The sequence below is a fragment of the Roseibium litorale genome (assembly GCF_014842915.1).
In the GTDB taxonomy this organism is placed as follows: Bacteria; Pseudomonadota; Alphaproteobacteria; order Rhizobiales; family Stappiaceae; genus Roseibium; species Roseibium litorale.
On sequence record NZ_JACYXI010000003.1, the window covers coordinates 235,779 to 250,513 of the forward strand.

At 61.7% G+C, this 14,735-nt stretch carries 11 protein-coding genes; 2 read left to right on the forward strand and 9 right to left on the reverse strand.

The features are described 5' to 3' along the window. Positions 1-20: 20 nt before the first annotated feature. The 9 genes from tssC to IG616_RS07095 form a co-directional block, all read right to left on the reverse strand. On the reverse strand, positions 21-1,523 hold the full coding sequence (gene tssC, locus IG616_RS07055; RefSeq protein ID WP_192147433.1) for a type VI secretion system contractile sheath large subunit: 1,503 nt from the start codon (positions 1,521-1,523) through the stop codon (positions 21-23). A 3-nt stretch (positions 1,524-1,526) separates the two neighbouring features. Further along, the gene (gene tssB, locus IG616_RS07060) at positions 1,527-2,048 is read right to left on the reverse strand and encodes a type VI secretion system contractile sheath small subunit (protein WP_209007330.1); all 522 of its coding nucleotides are present in this window, start codon (positions 2,046-2,048) and stop codon (positions 1,527-1,529) included. Positions 2,049-2,107: 59 nt separating this feature from the next. Beyond that, complete coding sequence (gene tssA, locus IG616_RS07065) at positions 2,108-3,166, reverse strand: type VI secretion system protein TssA (RefSeq protein ID WP_192147435.1); 1,059 nt, start codon at positions 3,164-3,166, stop codon at positions 2,108-2,110. Between the two features lie 33 nt (positions 3,167-3,199). Continuing rightward, the gene (locus IG616_RS07070; protein ID WP_192147436.1) at positions 3,200-4,567 is read right to left on the reverse strand and encodes a serine/threonine-protein kinase; all 1,368 of its coding nucleotides are present in this window, start codon (positions 4,565-4,567) and stop codon (positions 3,200-3,202) included. Further along, on the reverse strand, positions 4,560-5,432 hold the full coding sequence (locus IG616_RS07075) for a Tll0287-like domain-containing protein (protein ID WP_192147437.1): 873 nt from the start codon (positions 5,430-5,432) through the stop codon (positions 4,560-4,562). The genes IG616_RS07070 and IG616_RS07075 overlap by 8 nt, the downstream gene beginning before the upstream one ends. Positions 5,433-5,511: 79 nt before the next feature. Next, positions 5,512-6,558: a peptidoglycan-binding domain-containing protein gene (locus IG616_RS07080; protein WP_192147438.1), complete on the reverse strand. Its 1,047-nt coding sequence runs from the start codon at positions 6,556-6,558 to the stop codon at positions 5,512-5,514. 244 nt (positions 6,559-6,802) lie between these two features. Next, positions 6,803-8,146, reverse strand: a complete 1,344-nt coding sequence (locus tag IG616_RS07085) for a S8 family peptidase (RefSeq protein ID WP_192147439.1) — start codon at positions 8,144-8,146, stop codon at positions 6,803-6,805. A 5-nt stretch (positions 8,147-8,151) separates the two neighbouring features. After that, positions 8,152-8,880, reverse strand: coding sequence for an anti-sigma factor family protein (locus tag IG616_RS07090; RefSeq protein WP_192147440.1), 729 nt, complete (start codon positions 8,878-8,880; stop codon positions 8,152-8,154). After that, a complete protein-coding gene (locus IG616_RS07095) occupies positions 8,873-9,472 on the reverse strand; it encodes an RNA polymerase sigma factor (protein WP_192147441.1) in 600 nt (199 codons plus the stop codon). The genes IG616_RS07090 and IG616_RS07095 overlap by 8 nt, the downstream gene beginning before the upstream one ends. Positions 9,473-10,203: 731 nt before the next feature. Between IG616_RS07095 and IG616_RS07100 the strand changes: the two genes are divergently transcribed. Further along, the gene (locus tag IG616_RS07100) at positions 10,204-13,266 is read left to right on the forward strand and encodes a regulator of G-protein signaling domain-containing protein (RefSeq protein WP_192147442.1); all 3,063 of its coding nucleotides are present in this window, start codon (positions 10,204-10,206) and stop codon (positions 13,264-13,266) included. A gap of 270 nt (positions 13,267-13,536) precedes the next feature. Then, positions 13,537-14,730, forward strand: coding sequence for an AI-2E family transporter (locus IG616_RS07105; protein WP_425504159.1), 1,194 nt, complete (start codon positions 13,537-13,539; stop codon positions 14,728-14,730). Positions 14,731-14,735: the final 5 nt, after the last annotated feature.

Here is a 14,735-nt window from a genome sequence, read left to right on the forward strand (position 1 = left end):
TTTTCTCCGGCTTTCAGGACTTACTCGCCCTTCTGTGATGGCAGTTTGGAGACCAGGCGGAGGGATACAGAGAGCCCTTCGAGCTGGTAATGAGGCCGCAGGAAGAACTTGGACGTGTAGTAGCCAGGGTTCCCCTCGACCTCTTCGACCACGACCTCTGCGGCTGCCAGCGGATGGCGGGCCTTGACATCCTCGGGTGAGGTATCGGCGTTGTAATCGACGTATTTGTTGATCCAGTTCTGCAGCCATTCCTGCATGTCGTCGCGCTCGCGGAAGGAGCCGATCTTGTCCCGGACGATGCATTTCAGGTAATGGGCGAAGCGGCAGGTGGCGAAGAGATAGGGCAGCCGGGCCGCCAGATTGGCGTTGGCTGTCGCATCCGGATCGTCATATTCCGCCGGTTTCTGCAGGGACTGGGCGCCGATGAAAGCGGCCATGTTGCTGTTCTTGCGATGGATCAGCGGCATCATGCCGTTCTTGGCCAATTCCGCCTCGCGCCGGTCGGAAATCGCGATTTCCGTCGGGCACTTCATGTCCACGCCGCCATCGTCCGTCGGGAAGGTGTGGGTCGGCAGCTCGTCGACCACCCCGCCGGACTCGACGCCGCGGATGCGGGTGCACCAGCCGTATTCCTTGAACGACCGGGTGATGTTGCGGGCCATGCCATAGGCAGCGTTGACCCAGCAGTATTTCTCCGAGGACGCACCTTCCGTGTCTTCCTCGAAGGCGAATTCCTCAACCGGATCGGTCTTTTCGCCATAGGGATGGCGGCCAAGGAAGCGGGGCATGGCCAGACCGAGATAACGGCTGTCCTCGCTTTCGCGCAGCGAGCGCCAGGCCGCATATTCCGGGGTCTGGAAGATCTTGGTCAGGTCACGCGGGTTGGCCAGTTCCGCCCAGCTGTCCATCTGGAACAGCGCCGGATCCGCACCGGTGAGGAACGGCGCATGGGCGGCAGCCGCCACTTTCGACATTTCGCCCAGAAGCTCCACATCGCGCGGGCTGTGGTCGAAATGATAGTCGCCGACGAGGCAGCCATAGGGCTCGCCACCGAACTGGCCGTATTCCTCTTCATAGAGCTTCTTGAAGACCGGGGACTGGTCCCAGGCGGTGCCCTTGAACTTGCGCATGGTCTTGGACAGATCCTTCTTGGAAATGTTCAGGACCCGGATCTTCAGCATCTCGTCGGTTTCGGTGTTGTTGACCAGGAAATGCAGGCCGCGCCAGGCGCTTTCCAGCTTCTGCAGATCCTCGTGATGCAGGATCAGGTTGATCTGTTCCGTCAGCTTCTTGTCGATCTCGGCGATGATGCTTTCGATCGAACGGAGCGCGTCATCCGAAACAAGCGCCTGGTTCTGCAGAACCTGTTCCGCCAGGGTGCGCACCGCTTCTTCCACGGCGGTTCTGGCCTGGTCGGACTTGGGCCGGAATTCTTTCTGGAGCAGGGACGCGAATTCGCTTGAGCCGAAAGCTGTTTCCGTCTGCGTGGCCGCACCGGCCGAAGTCTTGGAGGTCTGGTCCATGGCTTATTCCTCAGTGCCGGAGGTTTCGGAGGACGGGGCGGGAGAGGCCGCAAGAGCCTTCAGGAGAGCCGGGTCCTGGATGATCTGCGCCATCAGGTTTTCCGCGCCGGTCTTTCCGTCCATGTAGGTGGTCAGATTTGCGAGCTGGGTTCGCGCTTCGAGCAGTTTTCTCAAGGGCTCGACCTTCTTGGCGATGGCCGCCGGAGAAAAATCGTCCAGGCTTTCGAAGGTGATGTCGACCGCCAGGTTGCCTTCGCCTGTGAGCGTGTTCGCCACGGTAAAGGCCGCGCGCGGCTTCATCGACTTCATCCGCTCGTCGAAATTGTCGACGTCGATTTCCAGGAACTTGCGGTCCGCGACCGCCGGCAGCGGATCTTCCGGCTTGCCGGAAAGATCCGACAGAACGCCCATCACAAAGGGAAGCTGGACGGACTTTTCAGCGCCGTAGAGCTCCACGTCATATTCAATCTGAACGCGCGGTGCCCGGTTCCGGGCAATGAATTTCTGACTGCTGGCCATGGTCATGGTTCCCGTGTTTGTCTGAACGTGTGTGCCGCTGCTTGCGTCAAAGGTTCACGGCAGGCTCAATCATTTTCGCTTTCGTCAATTCCACCGATCAGGGCGACGTTCTCGACCCCGAGCGGCGCCATGTCCCGCATGATGGTGAGGAAGTCTGCGTTGATCAGGCGGCGCGCCCGTTGCAGCAGGATCGGCAGGGGGCTGGAGGGCTCGGAGCGGGCGTAATAGTCGAGGATCCGGTCGATGGCCTTTTTCACGTCTTCCGGGGAATTGATGGCCCCAACGGGAACGGCTTTGACCTGAGTCGGAGCGAAGGTTTGCCCTTCACCAACGGCAGGCGGAACTGCGTCCGATTGCAGGTCTCCGGCGGTTTCTTGCCCGGTCGCCTCTGCCTCCGCATAGTCGGAGAGGCGCTTGCCGATCTCGAACAGCATCTTCTGCAAAGGGGAGAGATCCGGACTGAAGGCCCCGGCCTGCTCGTCGAACACCGCCGCGATGGCTTTCGCATGGCCGATACAGCTGGAAGCCGCAGCGGCAAGGTCTGAAAGCGCTGAAGGGTCCGTGTCCTGGAAGGCGGCGGAAATGGTCTGGGAGGTCGGCGGGGTGTCCATGCCCGCCGGAACAGGAGCCTCGCCCTCGGCAATCAGCAGATCGCGCAGGGAAAACCGGCCAAAGGCCCGGCTGTCGGTCAGGGGCGCCAGGCGCAGGGAGGTCAGAACCGTTTCCCGGTCGGTGAGGCCCAGGATCGCGTTGACGCGCATGGTCGGATCGTTGTCGTCGTCCTCATCCAGCTGCGGGTGAACGCTGTCCCAATAGTCCTCCAGGCAGCCGCGGATATAGGCCAGAACCTCGCTGAGGCCCTGCAGCCCTTCGCATCGCAAAGCAGCATTGGCCAGCATGACGGCGATGCGAAGGTCCTTGGTAGCGGACAGAAGCTCGCGGGCCTGCCGGATGACCTCCTGATAATCCGGATCCTCGGCCTTGATCACACTGTCGCCGACAACACGTTCTTCGCCGGGCTGGTTGGCCAGTTCCAGCATCGTGAAGGCCGCTTCATAGGTGAGGTCCTCACCGCTTGGGGCGTCATCGCCGAAACTGTGCAGGAGATCGTCCAGATTGAGCATGATGCTTCCTCTCAAATATCTGATGGGGGGCGGTCAGCCCGCTCCGCCGAGCGCGTGTCTGACTGCGCTCAGGAATTGTGCCTGTTCGTTCTTGTCCTGAATGTGCGTGGCGACGGCTTCCGCAAGGAGTTCAGCGCTTGCCGCCTGGCGGGCGGCCTTTGCGGTCAGCACCTGAGCAATCGGGCCAAGATGGGGTTTCAGCAGCCCGGCAATCTGCTGCACGGTTTCTTCCGCAATAGCCCCTGTTGAAGAGGAGGTGCCGACCATGGTGGTGCCGGCCAGCACCTTTCCCATCACGGTGCGCAGCTCTTCGCGCTCCCGGGCATCGGAGAATTCCCCGAGCACCGTCTCGATCATCTCTTCTGGACTGCTGGCGCGTTCCGCGGCCCGGCGGACGATGATCCTGCCCATGGGACCGAGGCTGGAGGTCAGTTGCCGCTCCACTTCCAGAAGGGTCTGCGAACTCATGCGCTGCAGCATGGAGGACGAGACCTGCTCCACGCGCTGCACAGGGCGGGGCGGGGGCGCCATGTTGATGATGCCGGTCCGGTCCGCGTCGGGCAGAACCTCAGCCAGAGCCGCTCTCATCTCGGCGGCGCTTTCGAACCGCCCGGCCGGTTCGACACTCATGGCCTTGAGCACAATCTGGTCCATGGCTGGCGCGATGGCGGCGACCAGTTCGCTCGGAGGGGTGATCTGACCCTGGCGCAGCGCCTCGAACAGGGCTTCGATGCCGCCGCCCTTGTAGGGTTTGCGGCCGGTGAGAAGCTCATAGAGGAGCACGCCGCAGGCATAGATATCCGCCCTGGCGTCGACGTCGCCGCCCATCAGCTGCTCGGGTGCCATATAGGCGGGTGTACCGATCATGCCCGCGCCGGTCGCCTCCATGGAGGTGAGTCGTGCAATGCCGAAATCCGTCAGCTTCACGGTGCCGTCTTCCGCCAGCATGACATTGGCGGGTTTCATGTCCCGGTGGACGATGCCGACGCCGTGAATGCAGGCAAGCCCTGCGAGGATCTGCGACATGATCGCGTGAATTTCCTCCAGCGCCATGCCGCCGGGGCCAAGCTTCCGGTCTTCCAGAGTGATCGACCGCACCCGCTCCATGACGATGAAGGGCACGCCATCTTCCTGCAGAAAATCGAAGATCGTCACCAGATTGGGATGCAGCACCCGGCCCGCGGCGCGGGCCTCCCGGGCAAAGCGGTCGAGCCAGTCCTGACTGCCAGCGGCATTGATCAGGTGCTGGTGGATGGTCTTGATCGCGACCGGGCGCTCGATATCCGGGTCCAGTCCGGCATAGACCATGCCCATGGCGCCTTCGCCCAAAATGCCCTCGATCCGGTATTTACCGATGGACCTCCGGATGCCTGAGGGTCCTATGACTGTTGGATCAGACATCGATCATGCTCATGGCCCGCTCAAGGCTGCGGCGCAGGCGGTTGAAGGAATTGGACAGGGAGCTGATCTCGTCCTTGCCGGGCTTGCGGTACTCGGGCACGGAGAAGTCGCCCATGCTGACCTTTTCCGCGACATCTGACATGCGGCGCACCGGACGCAGCACGATGCGGCCCAGAAGCACGTTGCTGACAATGAAGATGAGAAAGAACAGAAGGGTGAAACCGGCGATCAGGATCAGGCCGGTTTCCTCGGCGCGCCTGTCGGCGATGGCCATCGGGGCGGAAATGATCTGGGCACCGATGGTCTCACCAAGCTGCCAGCCGAAACCGTGGTCCGGGCCATAAAGGTCCACCATCGCAGGGGGCGCTGCCTCAGGGGTTGAATGGCAGATCAGGCAGCCTTCCTGCTTGATGGTCAGCGGAAAGGCAACGGTCAGATAGCGGTTGCCGTCATTCTCGACCACGGTCGAGATCTGATCGAGCTTCGGGTCCGCGCGCAGCTTTTCGATCAGCGCGGTTTCCAACTCGTTGGCCAGATTGTCCGGATTGGTCGGATTGAGGGCCGCTTCCTTGTAGCTGAACTCCGGGAACATCTTCTTGAAGCCCTGAAACACAGTGGTTGCCGAGAAGGCGGCGACGGTTTCGGGGAAGAAGAGAATGTCGCTGTCATCGGACAGGGCCGGGGTGATGTTGCTGACTGTATAGGACCGCACGGCGATGGCATTGGCCCGGATCAGGTCGATGGAGTGATGGATCTCCCGGACGGCTGACTTCTGGACAATGACATAGGAAATGCCTGAGGTTGCGGCGATGCCGACAAGGCAGGTCAGCAACAGGGCGATGTTGTATTTGAAGCGCAGGCCCATGGGTCCGGATCCTCGATTTTGCGCATCTGCGCGGTCAATTCGGTCAGGTCTGGCCTGGTGGCGGCGGCTGCCGGTCCTCTCAGGCGCTCAGGTCAATCAGCTGGCGGCGGGTCAGGATGCCGGTCTGCTCTTCAGTGCGGCTGTCCTGAAAGGCCTTGATCGCGGCGCGGGTCTGCGGGCCGAAAATGCCGTCAACCAGCCCCTTGTAGAAATCGAGGTCCCTGAGCCGGGTCTGAACGGCCCGCTTGGCCGCCCGCGACAGGGACTGTTCCAGAAGGCTCAGCTCCTCCAGGGTTTCCGCCGGAGCAGAAGCCGGAACGTCCGCCTCTGCGGCCTCTTGTGCCGCAGCTGCCGGTTCTTCCGCGGGAGGCAACGCGACCGGAGCTGCAACGGGGGCCGGCTGGGACGCCGCCTCAGGTGCTGCCGCCTTCGCCGGTTCCTTCAGAAAGATTGGCCGTGAGGGAAAGCCGGAGATGGACGCGCCATCCTGCACGCTCATCCGGCGCAGGACCGTGCTGATTTCCACTTCCTCATTCTTTTTCACCGCGCTGGAGAGAGCCTCCAGCACGCCGGGAAAGGCGGTGACCGGCGCTGTGAGCACAGGCGAGGATGCGGGGTCCTGAGCGGGTGATTCTGTCGCCGGGATCACGCCTTTCGGCAGGGTCACACCGGTCGTGGTCAGGGTTGCTACTGTTGCGCCGCCCTGTGCGGCTTGCGCCGCAGAACGTGAGAAGGCCTGGAGCGGAAGAGCTCTGGTGAAGAGATCGGTCCCCCGGTCCAGAACCGTCCCTGCAGGCAGAACGAAGGCGCGGCCCTGGAAGGTGACCACCGGCGCGTCGAGATAAACGAAGGTGGCGCGCGAATTGGCCGCTTCCCGGGCAAAGCGGGTCAGTATGGACCGCAGCTCCGCGTTGTTCGGATCCGTGCTGCGCAGGGTTTCAACGCCGATAGCTTGCAACTCGGACTGAATGGCGTCCGCCCGCTTGCCGTCGTCACCAACAGTGACGACCAGGGCCACCACACGGCCTCCCTGGCCATTGCTTTGGGCGGCGACCGGCAGAGAGGCCAGACCAAGGATCATGGGAAGGGCAAGAGCGAAGGTCAGATACAAAAGGCGCGCGAACATATCCGGTCTCTCGGCTCCATTGGCGTTCAGGGGAGCCAAGGGACCGTAAGGCCCGCCAAAAAGCTCCATCACGCCTTAGGTGCCTTCAGGAGCCGGAGAGGTTCATGGGGAGAGGAAAAAATATCGGGGAGGGTAATTAGCGGGTCGTTTGCGTCCCGGACGAGAGGTGGAAACGTGCTGTAGCGCGCTCTGCCTCGGACATCCGCCGTCATGGCGCGAAGTGGAATCTTCTCCCTCTTCTACCCTACTGCGTGCAGCTCATCTCCTCGGAGAGGGCCGTTTGAAGCGCCTTACAGGCATCAAGCAGGGGTGAGCCGTCATGGTCGGTCAGGGAGGTGCGCAGGATGGTGGCCAGATCGGTGGAGGAAATAGACGGGCGCGCGGACAGGAGCAGGGCGGCAACGCCGCTGACCAGGGCGGCTGACGCGGACGATCCCGCCACGTAGCGGAAAGCATTGCCCGGCGCGGTGCTCAAAATGTCTACCGCCGGAGCAGGGATCGCGGGTTCGTGGCCGGAAGCTCCTGCGGACAGCACACCGGGAACGGAGGCAGGAAAAGCCACATCGGTTCCTTCGCCGCGGGCGGCGACCACCAGAAGGCCATGGCTGATGGCTGCCCGCACCAGCTCTTCCAGCAAGGCGTCGAAGGGCCCGCCAAGGCTCATGTTGATCACCTTGATCTTGTTGATAATGGCGAAGTTGAGCGCGCGGGCAAGCGAGAAACTGTTGCACTGGCCTGTGGCGGCTGACCCTTGCCAGCAGGCCCGAAGCTCGATGATCCCGGCTTCGGGCGCCACACCGACGATTCCAAGGGCATTGTCGGCGTCCGCGGCAATGATCCCGGCAATGGCGGTTCCGTGAGCTTCGCCGCTCTCTGATTTTTCAATCACCCCCGTGTTGCCCGCGACGAAATCATGCTGGCTGACGATCCGGTCCTTGAGGTCCGGATGGGTGGCATCTATGCCGGAATCCACGACGCCGACAGATACGCCGCGGCCTTTCGACAGGGCATGGGCCCTGAGGGCATTGATTCGCGAAAGGGCACTTTGGGCCGGAAGCAGCGGATCGGAATAGCTGTGCTCCAGCACATTGTAGGTCTGGATTTTCTGGACCGTGCGGATGGCCGGATCGGCTTGCATGCGCGCAATCAGCCCGTCGAGATCCGCATTGGCCGCAACGCTCATGATAAAGCAGTGAACCGAGATCGACTGCAGCGGCCATTCGGCGGCAAGGGTCACACCGAACCGGCTTTCGATGCCGGCGGCAACCTGGGGCAGCGACGCGGGATCGGCAAGCGGCACCGTCAGCAGCAGATGCACATTCGGGGACAGCGTATCTGCGGGAACGAGCCGGAACTGGGGCACACTCGCGGCGGGAGCCGGAGCTGCAGCCGTTCTGCCGGGCGCTGTGTCTGACGTTCCGTCGGCAAGAGGCTTTGCAGTTGGGACAGCAGGCCTAGCTTCGGAAGTCTGACCAGAACTCTGACCAGAGCTCTGGGCCAGCGCCGGTTGGCCAAGGCAGGATAGTACCAGGCTGCAAGCGAGCATCAGCACAAGAAGCAGCCCGGCCCGGGTCCTGCCGAGGGTCATGGCGGTCACTCCGGTGAGGCAAAGAGGATTTCAGGATCAGACATCAGTTCTTCGGCGGCCGTTTTCCGGTCACCGGATTGCGCTCCCGTGCGGTTGAAGCTGGCGGTGTAGACGCCGGATTCCGAAGGCCCGCTTTCAAGCTTCATGCCGTGGCGGTCCAGAAGCGCCGATAGGGCTTCCTGTGAAAGGGCCGACTTGGTCTGGAACTTGATGTTGTTGCTGTCCGGTGAAGCCCCGTTGGTCAGGGTTTGATAGCCTTCACGGTTTTGCGGCCCGTAATAGTCCGGCAGAATGACAATCGCGGCGACCAGGCACGCGGCAATGCCCGCACCTGCCACAAGAGCGGCTCCGCCAAAGCCCCGGTAGCTGCCGAATGTGCTTCTCCCGCGCTGCGAACCCGAGCGGCGGCGCGCCGTGGAGCGGCCTGCTGCGCCAATCCCTCCGCCTGCGGCAGAGGCAACTTGCTTTCCCCCGGCCCGTGCTTCCGCCTCGATCTGGTCACGCAGATGGCTCCAGCTCCGCGACAGGGGAACATCAAAAGGGTCTTCGGTCGCGACCCGCTTTGCAAGCTTGAACTGCCGCGCGACTTCTGCTGCGCATTGCGGGCAGCTCTGGATATGCTGTTTCACCTTCGCCTGTTCCGATGCGGGCAGGGTGCCGTTGACAAACCAGGGAATGAGTTCCCAGACAGCGTCGTGCGGTTCGGCAGAAATCGGTGGGGAAGAATCAAGCAACTGCGTTCTCCGAGACGGCGCGCTCATCGTCGCTCATTATGTGCCTCAGCCTACGCCGTGCCGTCATCATGCGGGTTTTCACGGTGCCGACAGGGCAACCAAGGATCTCTGCTATCTCCGTATAGAGATAACCGTTGAAGTAGGTCAGTTCAACAACTGCCCTGAGTTCGGGCGTAAGTTGCTGCAGGGCGCTGGCAATGTCCTTTTGCCGGATCACCGCTTCCGCCGTGTCGCTGTTGTCGTCCAGAAGATCATCTTCCAGCACGACGTCATCCTTGTAACGTCCCATGCTCTGGCGCTTCTTCATCGCCAGCCGGTAGGCAATGCCGAAAATCCAGGAAGATGGCTTGGACCGTCCTTCAAAGCGCCCGGCGGACCGCCAGACGACCATCAGCGTGTCATTGGCGACCTCTTCAGCCGCCTCATAACTTTCCGTGATGCGCCGCGCGAAATGCATCAGTTTCGGCAAATAACGGCGGTGCAGCTCTTCAAATGCCGGCAGCTCGCCTTCAGCGATGGCCGCCAGCAAGGACTCGTCTGCCGGAGCTTGTCTGCCTGTAAACGTGGTCCGAATGGATCTGAGTAAGCTCATTCTTCGAGGCCGCTTGACTGTGTTCGGTACGTTGGTTCTTCCGCAAACCGCAAAAGGTTCACGTCAGGGTGGAAATTTTTCTGCAAGACAGGTGTGCAGCGGCACTTTGGCCGCGGTAAGCCATCTGTCAGGGCAAAGGCCTGGTACATTTTTGTTCCTCTCGTGGATCATCACGGGACGGGCACACGCCTGTCCTGGCTGATATCGAGAAAACGCGATCCGGACTCCGGTGAGGCGGAAGCTGCAAGAACGGCTGGGCTCTGTCCGGCCGCTTTTCTTTTCCACCCATGCGTCTTGTGCCTGCCTGCGGCGGATGCAGGCGGGCGGTCTTCTGCTCTGCTGCGGGATGGCTAGCGGCTTTCCCGCTCTGGCCCTGTTTGGCCGAGTTTGGTCTGGATCGTGATTTCTTCATGCCCGCCGGTGTCTGGCGGACCTGCTTGGAATTTATCAGCCCCAGGAAAACCGGGGGGACTCGATCATCGCCAGTTTGTGCAGATCTGTTGCCGCTGGGTGCAAAACCCTGACCGGGCCGGGGAGCCGGAGCCTTCCCAGTGCCTGGCAGTGCCTTGCCGGAGAAGCTCTGCCGGAGCGCCGGGGTTGCCGGCCCAGGGTCCGAACCTGAGAGCAATTTTTTCGGAGCCGTTGAACTTCCCGGCTGCTGCCTGCCACTTACGGACAGGTGCACGAAAAGGCAGCCCCCCGGCACGCCAGGCAGATTGAGGTGAAAGATTATGAAAACATTCGGTAATATTAGTTATCCCGACAATGTCGCCGATATGTACCAGAACAATCGCGCGCTTTTCGATCTTTTCGCGCGGTATTTTACTGCCGGCTATCTGGATGAAAACTTCCCTTTTCTCCGGGCTGTATATTCAGGGGCGACGCGGCAACACATCTACGATCAATATATTAGTTTAAACTCTGAGACTTACATCAACATTGGCGGCCCGTTGCGCGATAAGCTGACGGCGGCCAATGATGCCACCCCATTTGATCAAGGCGAATGGAACACGCGGCTTCGTGAGGCCGTTAGGGAAGTTGAGTTGATGCTCGACAATTCCTACCAGTTGTCAGAGTTTTGGAAAAGCGATGAGTTCTGGGCCTTTCACCAGGCCAACGGCGGTGCGAATGATTTCCGCTATCCAGACCAGCTTGATAGCTTTATCCAGAATTTCTCCAGAGACCGCTGGACCGCAGAAACGCTTGCGGAGGCCAAGACTTTGCTTGCAAGGGAGGGCAGGAAGCTTACTCCCAAGCAGCTGGTGGAGCGTCTGGAGCAGGAAGGCCGCATTCAGGAAAAGGTGATCTACAACCCCCAGGCAGCAGCGCGGATGCTCGGCGTTGAGGATGCTGCTCCCCTTCAGAAATTCATGGAGCAATATGGCTACAACGAGCTGGATTGGGATCTGGTTCTGGATCTTGCCCAGAACTGCATGAGTGTCCTGGGTATCGCCGGCACGCCGGAAGCCTTTCTCGACATGCTGATCCAGAACGGCTTCATCCGCGACAAGCGGCCAGGTGCGCAGGCTGATGGTACTGAGGGCGGGGATGACGACCGCAGCGACGGTGGCAGCAGTGACGGTGACAGCAGCGATGGCGGAAGTGATGGACCGGGCGGCGGCAATGGTGGCAACGGTCGCCTGAGTCTGGCCGAGTTCATCCGCCGCCTGCCGTCCCATGTCGATGCCCATATCGAAGCCCGGATGGGCGACATCAGCTGGGCGATTGGCGAGGGCAACACCGCCCTGATCACCTCCAATATCGCCGAACTGATGGAAGACATCCTTCAAAACGCGGACCCGGAAGACGCCCGTCAGGTGAGCCGGGCAGAGCTGGAGGCCTATATCCGGCGGATCGCCAACAACCGGGCAGGCAATCAGAATGCCAACACCGAGACCAATAGGGAAACGGGTGCCGGGGATCCTGGCGCGCTGAGCCTGACGGATTTCATGCTGCGCCTGCCGAACGACATCGAGGTGTTGACCCGGCCCAACATGGGCGGGATCCGCGAGGCTCTGGCCGCAGACGACGAGGACGGAGCCACCGGCCTTGCGCGGGATCTGGCCGCCGACCTGTGCGACATGGCGGGCATCGGAGAAGACGAGACCTTCGATATCTACGCGCTCGTCGGCTACATTCTTGATCTGGGTCGGCGACAGAACCAGCAGGCAGGCCAGGGCGGCGAGGATGCGAGGGAAGCGGGCGACGACGCCACAGACGCTGGCGACGGCCCTCTTAGCCTCAGCGAATTCATCCGCCGCCTGCCTGCCAGCGCCGATGGCCACATCCAGGCCCGGATGGAGGACATCAGCTGGCTGATCGGCCAGGACAACAACGCGCTTGTGACCAGCAATGTCCGGGAGCTGATGGATTACATGCTCGAGCAGTCCGCTCCGGGTGCCATTGAGCAGGTCGACGCCCGTGAATTGCAGGCCTATATCATCCAGATTGCCCGCAACATGCTGGCTTCCAAGGATGGCAGCTCCGGTCCGGGTACTTCTCCGGGTGGTGGCGGCGGCGATGGCGATGATGAAAGCAGCGATGGCGGTGGCAGCGGCGGCAATGCGCCAAGCTTCCGCGAGGCCGAACGGACCCTGTCCATGGATGCCGATGATTTCCTCAACAATGACCCGGAGGAGATCCGCCGCGCCCAGGCTGGCGGTCAGGCTCAAGCTCAAGCTCAAGCTCAAGCTGAGAACGGCAATCCTCCGCCCCTTCCGCCCCGCCCAACCGTCGCCCGCACAACGCCGGTGGGCAACACGCCCTTGCTGCAGCTGATCCGCGATGCCCGGCATCTGCAAGGCACACGGGTGGTGAACGAGGGAATGGTGGCCGTTCGGAACGCCTTGATCCAGCGGGATGTGAATGCGGCCCGGGAAGCGGCCCGTGAGCTTGCCTCTGCACTTCTGGGCGGCCCGCGTGCGGAACCGCATCTCCAGGCCATGTTCCAGCAGGAAGTGCGTGAGGTGACAGTCACGATCCTCAAGGAAATCAATGGCGCTTTGTCGGAAGACGAAAAGAAGCCGAAGAAGGGCGCAAAGGGCGATGACGAGCCGGATCCGCGCAACGGTCCGCGCCGCGGCCCGGACGGCGGCAACCCGGGGGCAGGCGCTGCCAATGGCAGCGGTGGCAATGGTGGCCTGAATGGCGGGGCACAGCAGCCTCCGGTCACCGGCTATGACCGGACCACCATGGACCGGATGGAGCGTCAGATGCGCGAGCGCTCCCAGGAGGAGCGGCGCGGGAATGAGGACGTCGCAACCTATGCGGCCTCTGAAATCAAGGCGATCACCCAGCTGATCATCGCCAGCCAGATGCAGGCAGCCCAGCAGAGGGCAGAGGCCTTGTCGAAGAAGCTTCAGTCCTCAAACGGGGAAGCTCCTCCCATGTCGAGGGACGAGATCCTGCGGCTTGCCTATGGCAAGGCCAAGCCGAAGACGGCCGCCGGCGGGAATGGGGAAAACGGCAAAGCCGCGAAGGGTGACAGCGACACAGAGGAGGTTACGGCCCAGCTGATCAAGGTCGTGAACTGGGGCAATTTCTGCGATGTCTATGAGATCGACCCGGAAGAGATCGAGGAAATCAAGAAGGTTGCCCGCAAGGCTGTGAAGGACACGGATCAGGCCAAGATGGCCTGCAAGGAAATCTTGGCCCGCCGCAATGCCAAGGCCAAGGTCAAGATCAAGAATGGCCGCTATCTGGCCGAGGCGATTGTCCACGCCATGCGGATGAAGCAAGAGAAGCGGACCCTGCGCAAGCCTTTGAAGATGTCGGATATTCCGGATGAGGATTGATCCCTCCTGACCTGAAGGAATGCAGCCGGGCGGACACCGCCCGGCTGCACAGCCCCTGCATATGTCTGCAGGGGCAACTGAATTCATTCATCAGAGAGACAAAATAACGGTTTCTGACATTGATCTGTCTTGACCTTGGTGCGACAGTCGGCCCCGGTTCCTGAAGGATGCTGGACATGCTTGCCTAACGGTCCTATCAGAGCCTTTTCTAGCCCCGGTCCGGATCACACGGTCCATCTGCTGAGGGCCGGTCATTATTGAAGCGATGTTATGAACCGGAATGATATGACCCAGGGCGATGCTCCCAAAGCGGCCCGCTGGCTCGGACCGACACACGCCAACCGTTCAGCGCTGATTGCACCCGTTTCTGCGGCCCGGTGGCTGCTGCTTCTGGTGGTGATCGCGGCGATCTACTTCTTTCACGGCTTCATCGTTCCGGTTCTGGCGGCGCTGGTGATCGGCTTTGCCAGCTGGCCGCTCTACCGCAGGCTTCTGGACCAGGCCGGGCACAACACCACGCTTGGGGCGACCATAGCTCTGCTGGCGATTATCGGATTTCTCATTATCCCGATCTCGATCGCCATCGCCTATACGGTGGACGAGTTGCGGCAATGGATTGGCTGGGCCATAGAGGTCAACAGGATCGGTGCGCCGGCGCCCGAGTGGATCGCCCGGCTCCCGGGCGCAGGCGACTGGCTGGCGACCAAGTGGCGCGAGCATATTGGCTCTCCGGGCGACATTGCCGAACTGGTACGAATCGTCAGCGGGGCCAATATCGGCAACATCTATAGGGCGCTGATTGCAGCCGGGGACGGGGCCTTTCATCTTGTTCTGACCCTGCTGTTCATGCTGATCGCGTTGTTCTTCGTCTACCGGGACGGGGAGAAATTTGTCCGCCAGCTCGACCTTCTGGGCGAGCGCATCCTGCCGGCCCGCTGGGAGCGGATTTCCCGTGTGGTGCCCGCAACCATCAGCTCGACGGTCACTGGCATGACTCTCATCGCCATCGGTGAAGGCATCGTTCTGGGCGTCGCCTATTGGCTTGCGGGGGTCCCGTCCCCGGTCACGCTCGGCGTTCTGACCGGTATGATGGCGTTGATCCCCGGTGGGGCGCCCTTGTCTTTCACTTTGGTCTCGATCTATCTGGCTGCCAGCGGCTCCTATATCCAGGGCGGCGCCCTATTCGCCTGGGGCACGATCGAGCTCTTCATTGTCGACAAGACCATCCGCCCGCGCCTCGTCGGTGGTCCGATCAAGCTGCCATTCCTGCCGACGTTCTTCGGTCTGGTCGGCGGCGTGAAGACCCTCGGTTTCCTGGGGCTGTTTATCGGCCCCGTGCTGATGGCCATCCTAGTGTCGATCTGGCGCGAATGGGTGCGCGAAGTCGCCTTGACCACGCCGGACGCCCCCTTGCAGGTGGAAGCGGACGGCACGATGGTGGACCCTGCTGCCGGTCACGGCTGAGACTG

Excerpts from the sequence above, each read along its gene's own strand:
- IG616_RS07100 (WP_192147442.1), top strand. The coding sequence starts at position 10,204 with ATGAAAACATTCGGTAATATTAGTTATCCCGACAATGTCGCCGATATG.
- IG616_RS07080 (WP_192147438.1), bottom strand. The coding sequence starts at position 6,558 with ATGTTCGCGCGCCTTTTGTATCTGACCTTCGCTCTTGCCCTTCCCATG.
- tssA (WP_192147435.1), bottom strand. The coding sequence starts at position 3,166 with ATGCTCAATCTGGACGATCTCCTGCACAGTTTCGGCGATGACGCCCCA.
- tssC (WP_192147433.1), bottom strand. The coding sequence starts at position 1,523 with ATGGACCAGACCTCCAAGACTTCGGCCGGTGCGGCCACGCAGACGGAA.
- IG616_RS07070 (WP_192147436.1), bottom strand. The coding sequence starts at position 4,567 with ATGTCTGATCCAACAGTCATAGGACCCTCAGGCATCCGGAGGTCCATC.
- IG616_RS07075 (WP_192147437.1), bottom strand. The coding sequence starts at position 5,432 with ATGGGCCTGCGCTTCAAATACAACATCGCCCTGTTGCTGACCTGCCTT.
- IG616_RS07085 (WP_192147439.1), bottom strand. The coding sequence starts at position 8,146 with ATGACCCTCGGCAGGACCCGGGCCGGGCTGCTTCTTGTGCTGATGCTC.
- tssB (WP_209007330.1), bottom strand. The coding sequence starts at position 2,048 with ATGACCATGGCCAGCAGTCAGAAATTCATTGCCCGGAACCGGGCACCG.
- IG616_RS07105 (WP_425504159.1), top strand. The coding sequence starts at position 13,537 with ATGAACCGGAATGATATGACCCAGGGCGATGCTCCCAAAGCGGCCCGC.
- IG616_RS07095 (WP_192147441.1), bottom strand. The coding sequence starts at position 9,472 with ATGAGCTTACTCAGATCCATTCGGACCACGTTTACAGGCAGACAAGCT.